The sequence below is a fragment of the Paenibacillus sp. ov031 genome (genome assembly GCF_900143165.1).
GTDB lineage: Bacteria > Bacillota > Bacilli > Paenibacillales > Paenibacillaceae > Paenibacillus > Paenibacillus marchantiae.
In genome coordinates this window covers 50,263-66,145 of the sequence record NZ_FRDO01000011.1, presented here as the reverse complement: position 1 = coordinate 66,145, position 15,883 = coordinate 50,263, and the positions used below count along the sequence as shown (strand labels likewise).

Here is a 15,883-nt window from a genome sequence, read left to right as displayed (position 1 = left end):
AACAGTTCCTCCTCTAGACAAGTCATATTCTTCAAGCCTCTTGCTGGACAAGTCTGCTATTTTGCTTATATTGACCGGGAGTGATCCCCTCATATTTCTTGAAAACACGAATGAACGAATTGCTGTTCAGGAAACCCACCCGCTCGGATACGTCCTGGATCGTCAGTTCCTCTGCCTGTAGAATTTTCTTGGATTGCTCAATTCGATATTGGTTGATGTAATCGATCACGTTGACTCCGGTCTGTTCCTTGAAGTACTTTGAGACATAGGTTGGATGAAACCGAAAGCGCTCGGATAAATGGGTCAAGCCCAGATTGACATCTGCATAACTCTCATGAATGAATTCCACCAGTTGATCCCTCAATTCCTCACTGCGGGACCGCTTGCGCTCATGCACCGTCTGGCATACCGTCTCCAGTATCCGAAGCAATTCGGACTCAATCTCCTCAAAGGTCTCACATGCAAACAATTGCCGAATCAGATCGTTGCGCTGCGTCATCTCGTTCTGGTCGTCCGTCTTGATCTGCTCCGTAGCTTTCAGAAAGGTACCGATCAACTCAAACATCAGACAGCGAGCCAGTTCAACAGACAAGGGCTCTCCCGCAAAATTAGTCATGAGAATCTCATTCATCACTTCCGTGGAACGGGCATAATTTCCAGTAGCAATATAATTGATGAGCTGTCTCTCCAGATCAAGAGGGTAATACAGCTCCTCCTTAGGCCTACGAATCCGGTTCGGATCAATAATTTGACCGATCCCCAGAATCAGCCTGTATTCCAGCGCTTCTTCCGATTCCCGGAAACAATCCGCGATTTCCCCAATACGGTGATGAACATGGCTAACGCCAACAGTGAAGTACACGCAGAATCGGGAGCCGATGAAACGCTGGGCTTCTTCGACTGCACGAATTAACCGATGACTGGTATCCTCCTCACACTCCCGAATATTGATCAGGAACGCAATTCTTCCATCAATGTCCGCAGAGTATACATGACCGATTGAGCCGATCATCTCCTCCAGCACATTGGTCAGAATCAGATGCACAAATTGATGCTTCTCCTCCTGGTCCTGCTCACGTACTCTGGAACGAAACAGCCCTTCAACATCCTCAATGTGCAGGAGCAATACAGCAAACGACTCCGTCTCGAATCGAATACCTGAACGTTCCAAGGTCGAAGCAAACTCCTCACCCACCTGTACCCTACCCTTCATCAACTTGGAGAGCAGACTGCTCCGTATAACGCTTTGCTGATCCTTAAGCCTGTTCGCAAATTGATCCTGCTCTTCCCAGGCTTGCATCAGAACAGATTGCAAAATACCATATTCATCGTCCGGCTGTTCCAGTTTCCATTTAACCTTATCCGAGATAATGTTCATGATCCGTCCCAGCGGACGGTAATTCCGTCTAGTGAACCACCAGGCTGCCACCCCGCCAAGGATAAGCCCTGCAGCAACGCCTCCAAGCGTAATATCGCGGATAACCGTCAGCTTCTTGGCATAGATTCGGGTAGGTATGATGGATACATACTTCCAGTCCTGGATCTTAGAAGAAATCTGCGATATGGTCACGGATTCTCCGTTCCAATCGATCGTTTCCGTTCTTTTCCCAGCATCATTGAAAAGGTTAAGACCTTCCCCACTTATGTAAGGGGTTTCAAGTGATCCGGTAGAAAATAACGTTTGACCGTCGTGATCTAGAATGAACACGGTGCTCTCTTTTTCCAAACGTACGTTATCAATGGCTTGCTGGAATCGGTTAGGGTCCAGGCTAACAACGAAGGTCGCAGGGCTGTCAGCGCCATTCTGAATAGGAAACGGCTGAATATAGACAAGCGTGTCTTCAATCCGTCGATCTTCACTCCGAACCTCCATCTTTCGGTACATGCTCTTACCGGAATCATGCATAAGCCGGGTCCAAGCTTCCTCGGTTACATTGGTGCCCTGATAGAACATGTCATATAAATAATTTTTTTGAATAAGTGAAGACGAGGACAACGCGATATCGGGTTGTTTGATATAAATGTATAGTTCACTAATCAAGCCGTTTCCGACGCGTGTAGATTTCAGGTTTTTGATCAGATCAATCCCCATGACTCTCCAGCGGGCATCCTGTTCAGATGCATGATTAATGAAGCTCATGAGTTGAGAGTCAGCCATTAATTGATTGCTAATGCTGCCAATATCACCAATCTGGTTATCAATGGTTTCCTGTACCTGAGATAACAGCACCATGTTGGAACGATTAACTTCTTCCTCAAGCAACATGCGAGACTCGGCAAAAACAGCAGCACCGATCACAATCGGTATGAGCAGAATGACCATGTAAGAAATGCCCCAGGATAACAGGATGCTTTTTCTCTTCATGCGTCTCCTCCTCACCGTTTGTTATTTGGTATGGCTTGATAAGGCAACTCTATTCTTTGATTGCTCCGATCATAACACCTTTAACAAAGTATTTCTGCAGAAACGGATAGATGAACAATATAGGCAGGGTGGCTACCATGACGGTTGCGTATTTCACACTTTCCCCGATGGCCTCTTTGTCCATAGCGGTCGCTCCTGTGGTCATCGAGTCTGTACTGTTCTGAATCAGAATTTCTCGCAGCACCAGTTGAAGTGGAAACAGGTTCCGGTCCCGAATATACAAGATCGCACTGAACCATGAATTCCAGTGACCGACGCCGTAAAAGAGAATCATCACCGCAATAACGGGCATGGACAATGGTACGACGATCCGCCACAGAATGAGCATCTCTCCCGCCCCGTCTATACGGGCCGATTCTAGTAGACTTTCCGAGATTTCCGCAAAGGAAGTTCGCATAATAATCAGATTATAGCTGCTGATTAGACCAGGTACAATCAGAGCCCAGAGGCTGTTGCCCATATGAAGCGTGTTATTGATCAAAAGATAAGACGGTATAATTCCGCCGTTAAAAAACATCGTAAATACAATCGCCAGCATAATCGGATTGCGGAGCATAAAGCTTTTGCGGGACAACGTGTACGCCCCCAGAATGGTGAACAGCAGATTAAGCGCCGTGCCCACCACCACAATGAATATCGTGTTCCTGTATCCGGATAGGATGTTGGGGTTGCTCAGCACCAGCTTGTAGCTCTCCATCGTAATCCCTTTGGGGAAAAGCAGCAGGCCTCTATGGGCCATGAGTTGACCTGAGTCGCTAAGCGATGCATTTAGCACATGCAGCAGTGGATACAAGGTTACGATAATTAGCCCTGTCATCAGAATCGCGTTGGCACCGCCAAACAGACGCTCTCCAATGGACCTTTTCATTCGCAAAGAAATCCCTCCCTTCACCTCGTTCTTGGCTAGAACAGCTTGGTATTGGATATCGCCTTGGACAGGCGATTGGCACCTATTAGCAGCGTAAAGTTGATGACCGACTGGAAGAGACCCACCGCGGTGGTATAGCTGAACTCGGCACTTTCACTAATCCCTTTGCGGTAGACAAACGTCGAGATCACATCTGCCGTATCATACACATTCGGATTATAGAGCAGAATAATTTTCTCGAACCCAATCTCCATCAGTCCACCAATGCGGAGTATGAGGAGGATCATAATCATCGGAATGATGCCGGGAAGCGTGATATGCCACACCTGGCGAAGCCGACTCGCTCCGTCCACGTTGGCAGCATCGTAGAGCTCAGGGTTAATGCCGCTAAGTGCAGCCAAATAAATGATGCTGGAGAAGCCGAGCTCCTGCCAGATCGATGAGGCGGTATAAATGGTACGGAAATTGGCCGGATCGCTGAGAAGCGCGCTGCTCTGTCCACCAAAATAGCCAATGATGGTGTTAAACAGTCCATCACGAGATGAGAAATCAACAATCATGCCACAGATGACAACAATGGAAATAAAGTGAGGAATATACGAGATCGTCTGCACCGTACGTTTGAAGATTTCATGTCTGAGCTCGTTAAGCAGAAGAGCAAGAAGAATGGGAGCCGGAAAACCGAACAACAGCTGATAAAAGCTTAGCAAAAGAGTATTCTTCAGAATTCGCCAGAAATAATAGCTCTTAAAGAAATCACGAAAATGCTGCAATCCGACCCAATCACTGCCCCATATGCCTTTGCCCACCGAGTAGTCTTTGAACGCAATGATGGCTCCGTACATCGGCAGGTATTTGAAGACGAGAAAATATAAAACGACGGGAAGAGCCATCCAATAGATGGCTTTATTCTTTTTGTAATTGAGCCATAACAAGGAAAGCTTGTGCGACAACTCTTTCATCCCCTTCCTTTTTCATTCCAAAGAGGGCATCCACGGCAGCAAAGTCGTAAAACGGCTACACCACCGTGGACATCTCTTCCTTATCTGGCTTTATAACGGTCCAGGGCAGCTTGCTGAATTTCAACAGCCCGTTTCACGTTAAACTTGTTGATCTGATCCACAAACTTGTCAAAGTTCTCAATCGGCTCAACCCCAATGACAAATTTGACGAACATCTCGTCCCGGTAGGTTCCAATATCACTCATGATCTTGCTGTACTCCGTAGATTCTTCTGTTGTCAGACTGGTTGGAGGAAGGCCCACCTTCAGTGTATTCTCGCTGTATTTGGAGAACAGAACCGCCGCATCCTTCTGCTGTTGGAGCTGATAATATTGCTCGTTGTACCTATCGTCATCCTCCCCCACGAAGGGATAGTTCGCAATAAAATGTTTGGCCATGGCCTGAGCAACCGACAGACCGTCTGGATTTTTCAAAATCTCATCAGTATAGGTCGGGTAACCGTCCTTCATCGTAAAGGTGAGGCCCTCCATACCGAAATTTTTGAGCATATGTCCTTCTTCACTGAAGAAATAATCGAGTGCTTTGACCGTTTCCTCCGGATGTTTGTTGCTATTGGTGAGCACAACGCCGCTACTGCTCCACTCCCAGGAACGTCCGGTAAACAGTGGTTCATCACCCTTATTCAGCACTGGATATTGAGTGGCTGTCAGGTTGGCGTTCGGATCCGTTTCCTGCAGAGCGGGCAGGTAGCGGCCTACACCTCCACCGATGAAGGTGAAAAATGCACCAGCTTGACTGCTCAAAATTTTGGCGTCGTATGTTTTCTGGTCATTGGTAGCAAAATCGGGATCAACCAATCCCTCCTGATACCAGCGATGGAACATGGTTAGAAATTCCTTATATTCTGGCTCGATTGGTCCATAGACCACCTTGCCATCTTTCATAAACGTATTATTAGTGATGCCGTAAGCCTCCAGATATGTCGGTGCGGCTGGTCCCATCGTGCTCATTTTGGGTGGTGCACCAAACAATAGCGGCGCTGCTACGCCTTTTTTCTCCTTGAAGGCCTTGAGTACCGTTTCCCATTCCTCAATCGTTTCCGGTTTCTCCAGCTTCAGCTCATCCAACCAATCCTGACGGATGAACGTACCGCCGAAGGTTTTGTATTCCCCCAGCCGCAGATGCGGTATCGCATAGATATCTCCGTTGTCGGCTTTTAACTGTTTGGCAACCTCGGGATTGTCGTCCAGGATCTTTTTCAAATTGGGAGCGTATTCATCAATAAGATCGTTAAGTCGAATGATGATACCATCATTGAATAGCTTGGCGTAATCTCCATTGACAAACATGGCATCAGGCAGCTGATTCGAGGCAATCATGACATTGAACTGTTCGGTCTCGGCACCCACAGCGGGATGCTGGAATTCGATTTTGGTATTGGTTTTCTTCTCCCATTCCTTAATCGCCGTGATTTCATTCATGCTTTTGAGTGTGATGGAAGCATTGGTATTCATCGACATCCAGATTGAAATGGGGGTAGGTCCATCTCCTCCTGCTTCACCTGCACTTCCGTTGTCTCCTGAACAGCCCCCAAGAGCAGCAATGCTCATCATTAGGCAGATTCCAATTGTCAGTCGTTTTCTCCATGACCTTTTCATCACTTCACGTCCCCCCATTGAATTTGTATCGTGGATAAGCAGCCCTCTCATCGCTCTCCATAAAGTTACCGTTTGCCCGCTATATTGGCTATCCTCCATTCTTGCCGACATATCCAAAATTTGATATTTCCTTGTGCAGCGCAGGATTTGCACATGAATGCAAGAGATCAAGATCATATATCCAGATTGAACGGTGAGCATGAAAGTGATGAAACGTTTGTAAAAAAATACATCAAAAAGCCTCCTAATTTACATTCCTGTAGATTAGGAGGCCATATTTATTTTATACCATTCTACCCACCGTAAGGTGAATCGAACTTTTTATGATAAGCCTTTTAAAATTCTTCGTATTCACTCGGGTCCTGATTCCACAACCGTCCATCTTTACGATTATAAGAAGAAATGACTTCCATTTCCTTCTCGCTCAGCTCGAAATCAAAAATATCGATATTCTCTTGCTGGTGTTGAAGCGAGCCTGCTTTAGGGATCGGAATTGACCCAAGCTGGGTATGCCAGCGCAAAATAACCTGCGTACCCGTTTTGCCATGAGCCTCGGCAATACGAAGGATCTGCTCATCTTTTACGATATCTTGTACAGCATCATTGCCACGACCAATCGGACTCCACGATTCGTTAACAATGCCATGCTGCGAATCCTTCTCCCGCTGATCCGCTTGATCAAAGAATGGATGCAGTTCAATCTGATTCAGACTTGGCGCTACTCCGGTCTCCTTAATCAGGCGTTCATTGTGTTCCGGAAGGAAATTGCTAACTCCGATTGAACGGATATATCCGCGTTTCTTCGCCTCAATGAGTGCCTGCCACGCTTCCACATACATATCCTGCTTGGGATTTGGCCAGTGAATCAGATATAGATCATAATAATCAAGATCTGCTCTGTATAGAGATTCTTGGATGGCTACAATCGCCTTTTCAAAGGCATGGTAACGCCCTGGCAGTTTAGATGAAATGAGCAGGTCTTCTCTGGAAACGGAGCTCTGTTTAATGGCCTTCCCAACAGTCGCCTCGTTCTCATAGTTATACGCTGTATCAATTAGTCGGTAACCTGCATCCATCGCGGACGCTATGGATTTAACACCTTTTTCTCCTTTTAAGCTATAGGTACCAAAGCCAATGGCAGGTACCTTTAAGCCATCATTCAACATATATTCCGGAATTGTATGATTCATCTGTAAACTCTCCTTTGCGAAAGATATACTAAAACGATATGGAAAAGGTGATATGCCCTCTCCGTTTATTCTACCCCTCCATACGCGGATGAATCAAATATAAGCCACCACCCCGTTAACGGGGTGGTGGCTTTCTCGTCTAATTTTAATAGAGGCAAGTCGCCTCTTTATTCAAGCGAAGAGATGGGCGTGGCCGATAACGACCGCTGGCCCATAAAGTTCTGAATGGCGATAGCAGCTTGCTTGTACCCACCAGCATCGCGTAACGTTTTCCCAATAACCTCAGCATGTTCCTTGTAGGAGGCATTACCGAGCACTTCTAACACCGCGGTTCTCAGTACGTCAGGTGTAAGGTTATTTTTATCCACGATGACACCTGCTCCGAGCTCCTGCACCCGGCCTGCTACACGTGGCTGATCCGAGGTTAACGGGAGCATAACCAACGGTACATTATAATACAAAGCTTCACTTGCACTGTTCATGCCCGCATGTGTCAGAAAAGCATCTACACCCTGCAGCACTTCCAATTGTGGGAGATAGGGTCTGATGATGAAGTTGTCAGGAATAAGATCAGCAATGGGCTCCAAATCAGTATCCTTCCCTGAAGACAATATAAACTGCACAGGCAAATCACCAAAAGCCGTAAAGCACAGCTTATAAAAATCAAGATCTTTATTTAAAATGGTTCCCATCGAAATATAAACCGCCTGTTTATAAACGGCTTGCAGAGATTCCTTTGCAAAGGATGGTGCATCCTTGCGGGGTGTAATAGATGGCCCAGTGAACACAAAGCTGTCATCCAGCTTGTCCCCCATGGGTTGAAAATAACGGCTTGTATAAACAATCTTCAGTTGTCCTGGGTGCCCTGAAAGATCCGCTAGAGAAGGAACAGCTACATTGAACTGAGAAGCTAGTTGCTGGGACATCTCGATGATGCTGTTATATAGCTCCTTAACCTCCTCATCGTCATCCTTCAGTTGATTTTGATTACCTGATCCGAGAGGCTCCACAAAAACAAAAGTTGTGGTTGAGCATACCGCTGGTATACCCAGCTTTTCACCTAAAATTTGTCCTCCCCAGCCTATTATGGAGTCAAAAATTAAATAATCGTAGGTTTCATTTTCGATCAGATTCAGAACATCCGGAATAAACCGCTGAATAATTTTTTTCAAAACCATATATAAAAATTGGTAAGGGTGCTTGATTTCAAATGGCTTCATATCTGGGTTGTTGAGCAGGCTTGCCTCGTTGAAGGAGTACGCTTTAAATTGTGCGCCTAACGCTTCAATCTTCGTCCGATATTTTTCCGTACAACAGTAGACGACTTCATCTCCGTTCTCTATCAGTTCCTTAATTATTCCGAGCGTCGGATTGATATGCCCTTCTGCAGGCATCATTACAACTAATACACGTGCCACGAAATTCACCTCCATTAAATTTTCCAATCTTCAAAGCGGGACATTTTATTTCTAGCTTCAAGATACGATACGTGTAAAATAAAATCTGGAAATCATGCCCATATGAATATACTATTAATTATTTCCAATTTTGTAAATAGTGTATATGTCACTTTTTGAACAAAAAAAGCACCTTTACGGTGCTCTCTCTGTTCATATTCATTTTGGATCAGGTAAATAACAGATCTCAATATCCTCTCGAATATTGGGGGCTTTCTTTTAGTTGCACGATATCATGTCCTGTTGGATTTTGGAAGGCACGAAGGCCAAATGTCGGCGCAACCGCGAAGATGTGGTCAAAAATATCCGCTTGAACCGATTCATACACACCCCAGGTGATATCATTGCTGAATGCATAGATTTCAAGAGGTAGTCCGTTATCTCCCGGCGCTAACTGTCTCACAATCAATGTCATATCCTTATGAATTTTCGGATGATTCCTCAAATATTGATGGATATATTCTCTGAATACACCCACATTCGTAAGCTGTCTACCATTCACAATACTTTCCGTATTAATGTGATGTTCCATATTGTATTCGTTAATTTCATTTAATTTTGTCTCGAGATAGTCCGTAAGATAGTGGATCTTCTGAAATTCCCCAATCATTTCCTTGGTGCAGAAGCTTATGCTGCTTGTATCGATATAGACGCTTCGCTTAATCCTTCTACCACCGGATACCTGCATGCCTCTCCAATTTTTGAAAGAATCCGAGATGAGCGCGTAGCTCGGAATCATCGTGATCGTTTTATCGAAATTCATAACCTTCACCGTGTTTAATGTAATATCGATGACGTCGCCGTCTGCATTATATTTGGGCATTTCAATCCAGTCACCGACACGCACCATGTCATTCGATGATAATTGCACGCCTGCCACCAGTCCCAATATGGAGTCCTTGAAGACGAGCATCAGAACGGCAGATAAAGCGCCGAGTCCACTGAGAATAATCAACGGATTCTGACCAATGAGGCTCGAGATGACGATAATGCCTCCAATGATGAAAAGAATGATCTTGGCTACCTGAATGTATCCCTTAATGGGTCTGATCTTGGAGACTTCATAGGAACGATATATGGTATCAAAGGCATTAAGCAGCGCATTTAATACCGTGATGGTTATGACGATCATATAAGTTAAAGCTGCTTTTTCAATCAAAGCTTGATAGGACGGGAAGACATACGCAGAATAATAAATGATAATTGCCGGTACCAGATGCGAGAGGTTGTGGAACACTTTTTTCTCCACAATGATTTTATCCCACGTGTACCGATTGTTGTTGATGATTTGGATAATAATCTTCAGTACGATTTTTTTGGCTATAAAATTGGCCAGTATGGAGACCACAGCTATAAATACCACCATGATCAAATTCGAAAGATATCCAATGGTTTGTTCACTCATGCCAGTTCCGTCTAGTTGATTTTTGATAAAGTCCATTGTATCCTCCTGACGCGGTTTATATTAACTTATTATTATAAATTACATTCTAGTACGAAGTAAAATTTCAAAATAATACAGTAATCGGTTGATGGGTAAAGGGTACTTGCCCCCGCTCATGAGTATCACGTCACATAAATGGGCTAATGTGCATAGACTGGGCTAAATATAAACCAGACTCTTGCATTGGAGATGTGAACATTGAGTAATACAAAAAATAAGGCTAAGACTCAGCCTATTGCCATGAAAAAGCTTTCCCCCGTAAGCATGGTAACGGAGCTTCCTCCCGTCCGCGGTAATTTAAGAACCTCTTCCTTAAATCCAAATAAGGCCATTCATAATGAAAAGGACAAAACATCCGCTATCGATGCATGTGTAGACCGTGCTTTTCGTATTCCTATATTTTTGAGTACAACCAACACGGTAAATGGCCCGCAAGAGCAATTTTTGAACCGTCTGATTAGGGAAATTGAAGATGCATTGCTCTTTCCCCGCACATTGCCCGTTAGTGAACAATACCCGGAAAACATTCTAACGAATATACGACGCCTGGTTTTTTCAAGCTATGGTCTGCTCGCGATCAACTTCCGCAGATTTTTTGTTCAAATTCTTGAATCCAATGTAGGAGAGCCCCCAACGACCACTCCGTTCTGGGAAGGATCGACCTTTTCTCAAATTGAGCCTGCCATGGCCTTTCAATTCGGCATTCCAATCTTATTAGTGAGAGAGAAGGGAACGGACGTCAGTAATGGAATTTGGGCTGGAGGAATCACACCTCTCAACATATTTGTTGACTGGGATTCCGACAACCAATCCGTAGACGATTTCTTTAACAGTGTTCAATGGAGAGAGGTCTTTGCTTATTGGGCTGCAGAGGTAAGGGGTAACTATTTGCTTCGAACGGAACCACTTTTTAATAATTAATACTATTAAAAGATTTACTGTCATTGACGATGGAATCTTTGCGTAGATTGCACTGCCGCACTCGTTCACCTCATACCTGTGCAAGAGGTCACTTGGGATTGGCCCTTTTTTGACCTTATAGATGCCAGTTTATTTGATGTTGCCTCAACCACACGATTTCACCATCCCCGACAGATTACGGAAAAGCAAAAAAGCGACCTAATACGGTCGCTTTTTTCAAAGTTTGGTGGAGGCATGGGGATCGCCTACATAGTTATGGTTAAAAGCATGGTCCTATTTGACTCGCCATAGACATCGCCCATTTAATGTAGCGAAGAAGTAAATATTATCGTGAATATACCTGTACGACTTCATGTATTTTTTCAGGTTTTAAAGATGTGCAAATCGATTCTTCCGTTTGAAGGGTAAGAACAGCACCGGCAAGTCCCAGCTGGCACGCGCTATGAAGCGATTCATTGTTCATGATTCCATATATGGCACAAGAAGAAAACGCGTCACCAACCCCTGTGGTATCCACAATATCCGTCTGGATAGCAGGTAAATGTCCAGATTCCTCCGAGGAAGAATAATACGCCCCCTGATCGCCAAGCGTAATCATTACTTGTTTAACGCCACGTTCTCTTATTTTTTCACACGCGATCTGGCAATCCTCAATTGAGTCAATTCTCATGTCGGCAAGCACCTCTGCTTCAACTCGGTTGGGGAGCAACAGTTCTACTCCGTCGAGACGAAATGGAAGTTTTTGCGCCTTGGCTGCAGATGTAGGATCTATGTACAAAGGAATATGTTCATCGGCACAACGTTTAATGATATAGCTGATACATTCCTTAGGAATATTCGTATCCATAAAAACGGCTTGCGAGGAAACGATGTAGGACCACTTCTCCTCAAACATGGACGTCGTCATTTTTTCATATATTTGCATATCATCCATCGAGACCACGCTCTCACCGGTTGGATCCAGAAGAGTGATGAAAATCCCCGTCCGTTCAGTTGGCAACACCCAAACTTGACTAACATCAACACCTTGGCTCTTTATTTCATTTAGGATCCAGTCGCCTTCTTTATCGTCTCCAACACAAGTCATAATGGAAGTATTACAATTGAGCCGACTTAAATTTTCAGCAACGTTGCGTGCTGCGCCGCCGCAGGATTCATTGATTTTTACCGGATTGGATGAAGAATAACTGATCATCTGATTGGATCGCGCTTTCTTGTCTATGTTGGCCCCTCCAATACAAACAACCGACGAGTCTTCCCGTAAAATATAAGCCCGTCCCTTGATTTCACCGCGTCTGGTCAAGCTGGCAATATAATTGGCAACCGTCGGACGGGATAAACCAACCTTAGCGGATAACTCTTGTTGAGATATATAAGGATTCATTTTTATATAGTCTAAAATTTGTTTTTCTTTATCCACGAAGTAACCTCATTTCTTCTTATATTCCTCAATACAACCGCGTGTTTGTCTGTCGTATTCATTATACAACTAAAATTACCTTCAAATGAATTCATGCAGTCGTGCCATGCGAAATTTAGCCATTTGTTATGGATTGTTATGGATCTCTAGCATCATGATTTAATTTTGTGTATTGACACAATAAAATGAAAGCGTATACTAAACATATGTTTTATATATAAACATTTGTTTATAATTATTAGGAGGTGTACATTGGCTGTTAATTATCTTGTGGACAGACAAGTCAATCTTGCATGAGACATTGGCATTAACATGGAGGAGATATACATGAATTTTGTTTTCTTACTAACTGGCCTTCTTCTTGTTTTTATTATTGGTTTTGCAGTAAGCAACAATCGCAAAAAAATAAAATACAACTGTGTTCTGATCATGTTGGTCATACAGATCCTTTTGGTTTACTCTATGATGAACACGAGTATAGGGATCATTGCGATTACAAAAGTGGGCTTGTTGTTTGAAAAGCTGATGGGGATTGCCAATGCGGGAATACAGTTTGTATTTGGCGGCTTGGCGAATGAAGGTCAAGTCCCGTTTTTCCTTGGCGTGTTAATGCCTCTTGTGTTCATGTCTGTATTGATTGGAATTCTGAATTATATCAAAGTATTGCCTTTCCTCATTAAATATTTAGGTCTGTTTCTAAGCAAAATAACGGGAATGGGCAGACTTGAAAGTTATTTTGCCATATCTACATCTGCACTTGGACAACCGGAAGTATTTTTAACCATTCTCAAACAAATCCCTCATCTGTCCAAAGAAAGATTATATACGATTTGTACATCTGCAATGAGTGCAATAAGCATGGCGATGGTTGGAGCATACGCCAATATGCTGGAGCCCAAGTTTGTTGTAACGGCTGTTGTATTGAATATTTTCAGCGCTCTTATCGTTGCCAATATAATTAATCCATATGATCTGGATGAGGATGAGGACTTAGTTGAAATTGAGGAAAAAGAACGGCTACCATTCTTCCGAATGGTTGGGGAAAGCGTAATCGATGGTTTTAAAATCGCCATTATTGTTGGTGCCATGCTGCTCGGATTTATCTCCCTGATGGAGCTGGTCAATGTGATTTTCCAAAGCGCATTACACGTTTCATTCGTTACGGTAATTGGTTATATTTTTGCGCCAATCGCCTTCTTAATGGGAGTTCCGTGGACAGAAGCTGTACAAGCAGGCGGAATTATGGCTACCAAACTGATTACGAATGAATTTGTTGCTATGTTGAGCTTTGGTGATATGTCGAACCAATTCTCCTCGAAAACGGTCGCTATTATATCTGTTTATTTAGTTAGTTTCGCAAATTTCGGAACGCTAGGCATCATCTCCGGATCAATCAAATCGATCAGCGACAAGCAAGGAGACCATGTTGCGAAGTTTGCTCTTAAATTGCTGTTAGGTTCAACATTAGCATCTGTTATTTCAGGCACAATGATGGGACTTGTCATGTAAATAAAATGTAGAGGTGAAATATAATGACAACAAGAAAAGTGATTATGGATTGTGATCCAGGACATGATGACGCCATTGCGATTATTTTAGCTGCTGCACAACCGGAATTGGAGATTCTAGCGATTACAACAGTTTCCGGAAATGCAGAAATTGAAAAAACGACTCAAAATGCTTTACAAATTTGTGATTTGATTTCGTTAAATGATGTTGTGGTTTCAAAAGGTGCCAGTGAGCCTTTGGTCCGATTACGTGAAAATGCTCCTGGCATTCATGGGGAGTCAGGCTTGGATGGTCCTAAGTTTCCTGAACCTTCCCGCAGCTGGAGCGAAGAACATGGCGTTGATACCATTATTAGACTTGTAAAAGAGTCGACAGAGCCAGTTACCCTTCTTCCAACAGGACCGTTAACCAATATTGCGTTAGCATTAACAAAAGCACCGGAAATAAAAAGCAATATTGATGAAATTGTACTCATGGGCGGCGGAACTATCGGCAACTGGACACCAACTGCTGAGTTTAATATTTGGGCTGATCCAGAAGCCGCAAAAAAAGTTTTTGATAGCGGTATTCCAACCGTAGTAATGGGACTGGATATTACACATCAAGCCTTGGCGACCAAAGAAGTCATCGACGAAGTAAATAAAATCGATAACCATGTCGCTAAAATAGTGGGCGAACTACTAGTATTTTTTGCATCGACCTATAAAGAAATGTTCGATTTTGATGGGGCACCGGTACACGATGTCTTAACTGTGGCCTATTGTGTGGCACCAGAATTGTTCAAGACTAAAGATGTGAATATTGTCGTGGAAACGAAAGGTGAGTATACCGCGGGAACAACCCTTGTTGATCTGCACGGGGTTACTGGTAGAAAAGTTAATGCTAAGTTTGGTTTAGAACTTGATGTAGACGGTTTTTGGAAACTAATGATTGACGCACTTAAAAAATACTAGAATCTAGTGATAGCACCTTTGGTTTGCTTCGTGCATGTTGATTTACTTTTTTTAAAATTTCCTGGAGCTGTTTTCGATCTCCAAACGTCTTGACCACCTCCGTTTTTATTATTGTTAAGGTTATTATATTAAAAACTGAAAAACCACCAACCAGAACAACTGGTTGATGGTTTTTACTTACTCTAATGGAGGCGAGGGGAGTCGAACCCCTGTCCGAAGATAACGACACATAAGCTTCTACGGGTGTAGTCACAGTTTTGATGTCACCCGAGTATCGCCCCGTAATACAATTAATACTCCTCAAAATCTTGTTCGTCAAATACCACATCCTCATTAATTCCGCGAATACTGTACTTCACCTCTTCACATAACAAAACATCTGATTCTTCACTTGTATATTTACAAACATTAGCATCAAACAATACAAGGTTATATCCATTAGATACAGAACTTTTAAAGCTAATGCCATCAAACAGCAAATGAAAATGCATTATCTGAGGTAGGGACTGAGGATAATGTATTTACTCCTTATGCAATCCAAAATAAAAACTTCGAATTGGATTTATTAAAAAACACTACTGCTGACCCTAATGGTGATTGGACAATACAGATAGGATATCCACATATTAATCTGTATGTTAAAAATACAGGATCACAATCTTTTAGAGTGGTTCCTTTGATTGTGTAAGAAGAACTTGTCCTTTGGGTAATCCTAATCCACCATAAATAGTTACTGTATAGGCACCTGAAGGAACGAGCGGCATATGATCATTATTTACTAATTCTACTGTTGCTCCTGCTGTAACGTTCTCATCAAAAATAACTGTATTCTTAATGTTGTGCTTTACCTCTACTCTAAAAGAGTGTACTCCTGTATTTTTTACATTAAGTTTAATGTGTGGATACCCTATTGAAACAAAATAATCTTTCACAGGGTCTACTTGATCACCCATCAAATCCCAAGTTAGTGTTTGTGTTTCCTTAGATGTATTAGGACTGATTTCAGTAATTTCATTTTCCTCTTCAAATTTTAAATCCATATTACTTTTCCAAGCAATAGATACTCCAATAATAAG

Annotated in this window: 12 protein-coding genes; 3 read left to right on the top strand and 9 right to left on the bottom strand. The window is 43.2% G+C overall.

What is annotated here, in order from left to right; translation table 11 throughout:
• Positions 1 to 31 precede the first annotated feature (31 nt).
• The 7 genes from BUA17_RS28925 to BUA17_RS28895 form a co-directional block, all read right to left on the bottom strand.
• Entirely contained in the window at positions 32 to 2,365 is a 2,334-nt protein-coding gene (locus BUA17_RS28925) for a helix-turn-helix domain-containing protein (RefSeq protein ID WP_072735775.1), read from the bottom strand.
• Positions 2,366 to 2,414: 49 nt separating this feature from the next.
• Positions 2,415 to 3,299, bottom strand: a complete 885-nt coding sequence (locus tag BUA17_RS28920) for a carbohydrate ABC transporter permease (RefSeq protein WP_072735774.1) — start codon at positions 3,297 to 3,299, stop codon at positions 2,415 to 2,417.
• Positions 3,300 to 3,328: 29 nt separating this feature from the next.
• On the bottom strand, positions 3,329 to 4,255 hold the full coding sequence (locus tag BUA17_RS28915; protein WP_072735773.1) for an ABC transporter permease: 927 nt from the start codon (positions 4,253 to 4,255) through the stop codon (positions 3,329 to 3,331).
• An 80-nt stretch (positions 4,256 to 4,335) separates the two neighbouring features.
• Positions 4,336 to 5,913, bottom strand: a complete 1,578-nt coding sequence (locus tag BUA17_RS28910) for an extracellular solute-binding protein (RefSeq protein WP_072735772.1) — start codon at positions 5,911 to 5,913, stop codon at positions 4,336 to 4,338.
• Positions 5,914 to 6,248: 335 nt separating this feature from the next.
• Positions 6,249 to 7,103 (bottom strand): aldo/keto reductase, encoded by an 855-nt coding sequence (locus BUA17_RS28905; RefSeq protein WP_072735771.1) that lies wholly within the window; start codon positions 7,101 to 7,103, stop codon positions 6,249 to 6,251.
• Positions 7,104 to 7,270: 167 nt separating this feature from the next.
• On the bottom strand, positions 7,271 to 8,521 hold the full coding sequence (locus BUA17_RS28900; RefSeq protein WP_072735770.1) for a macrolide family glycosyltransferase: 1,251 nt from the start codon (positions 8,519 to 8,521) through the stop codon (positions 7,271 to 7,273).
• 226 nt (positions 8,522 to 8,747) lie between these two features.
• The gene (locus BUA17_RS28895; protein WP_072735769.1) at positions 8,748 to 10,001 is read right to left on the bottom strand and encodes a mechanosensitive ion channel family protein; all 1,254 of its coding nucleotides are present in this window, start codon (positions 9,999 to 10,001) and stop codon (positions 8,748 to 8,750) included.
• A 201-nt stretch (positions 10,002 to 10,202) separates the two neighbouring features.
• Between BUA17_RS28895 and BUA17_RS28890 the strand changes: the two genes are divergently transcribed.
• On the top strand, positions 10,203 to 10,925 hold the full coding sequence (locus BUA17_RS28890; protein ID WP_083584903.1) for a hypothetical protein: 723 nt from the start codon (positions 10,203 to 10,205) through the stop codon (positions 10,923 to 10,925).
• Positions 10,926 to 11,250: 325 nt separating this feature from the next.
• On the opposite strand, the gene BUA17_RS28885 is transcribed toward BUA17_RS28890, so the two are convergent.
• Entirely contained in the window at positions 11,251 to 12,345 is a 1,095-nt protein-coding gene (locus BUA17_RS28885) for a carbohydrate kinase (RefSeq protein ID WP_072735768.1), read from the bottom strand.
• 327 nt (positions 12,346 to 12,672) lie between these two features.
• On the opposite strand from BUA17_RS28885, the gene BUA17_RS28880 reads away from it, so the two are divergent.
• Together BUA17_RS28880 and BUA17_RS28875 are read left to right on the top strand one after the other, a co-directional pair.
• The gene (locus BUA17_RS28880) at positions 12,673 to 13,854 is read left to right on the top strand and encodes a NupC/NupG family nucleoside CNT transporter (protein ID WP_072735767.1); all 1,182 of its coding nucleotides are present in this window, start codon (positions 12,673 to 12,675) and stop codon (positions 13,852 to 13,854) included.
• 23 nt (positions 13,855 to 13,877) lie between these two features.
• A complete protein-coding gene (locus BUA17_RS28875; protein ID WP_072735766.1) occupies positions 13,878 to 14,807 on the top strand; it encodes a nucleoside hydrolase in 930 nt (309 codons plus the stop codon).
• A 662-nt stretch (positions 14,808 to 15,469) separates the two neighbouring features.
• Here the strand turns inward: BUA17_RS28875 and BUA17_RS28865 are convergent.
• A complete protein-coding gene (locus BUA17_RS28865) occupies positions 15,470 to 15,847 on the bottom strand; it encodes a hypothetical protein (protein WP_244552246.1) in 378 nt (125 codons plus the stop codon).
• Between the last annotated feature and the right edge of the window lie 36 nt (positions 15,848 to 15,883).

Excerpts from the sequence above, each read along its gene's own strand:
- BUA17_RS28925 (WP_072735775.1), bottom strand. The coding sequence starts at position 2,365 with ATGAAGAGAAAAAGCATCCTGTTATCCTGGGGCATTTCTTACATGGTC.
- BUA17_RS28915 (WP_072735773.1), bottom strand. The coding sequence starts at position 4,255 with ATGAAAGAGTTGTCGCACAAGCTTTCCTTGTTATGGCTCAATTACAAA.
- BUA17_RS28910 (WP_072735772.1), bottom strand. The coding sequence starts at position 5,913 with ATGAAAAGGTCATGGAGAAAACGACTGACAATTGGAATCTGCCTAATG.
- BUA17_RS28905 (WP_072735771.1), bottom strand. The coding sequence starts at position 7,103 with ATGAATCATACAATTCCGGAATATATGTTGAATGATGGCTTAAAGGTA.
- BUA17_RS28895 (WP_072735769.1), bottom strand. The coding sequence starts at position 10,001 with ATGGACTTTATCAAAAATCAACTAGACGGAACTGGCATGAGTGAACAA.
- BUA17_RS28880 (WP_072735767.1), top strand. The coding sequence starts at position 12,673 with ATGAATTTTGTTTTCTTACTAACTGGCCTTCTTCTTGTTTTTATTATT.
- BUA17_RS28875 (WP_072735766.1), top strand. The coding sequence starts at position 13,878 with ATGACAACAAGAAAAGTGATTATGGATTGTGATCCAGGACATGATGAC.
- BUA17_RS28865 (WP_244552246.1), bottom strand. The coding sequence starts at position 15,847 with ATGGATTTAAAATTTGAAGAGGAAAATGAAATTACTGAAATCAGTCCT.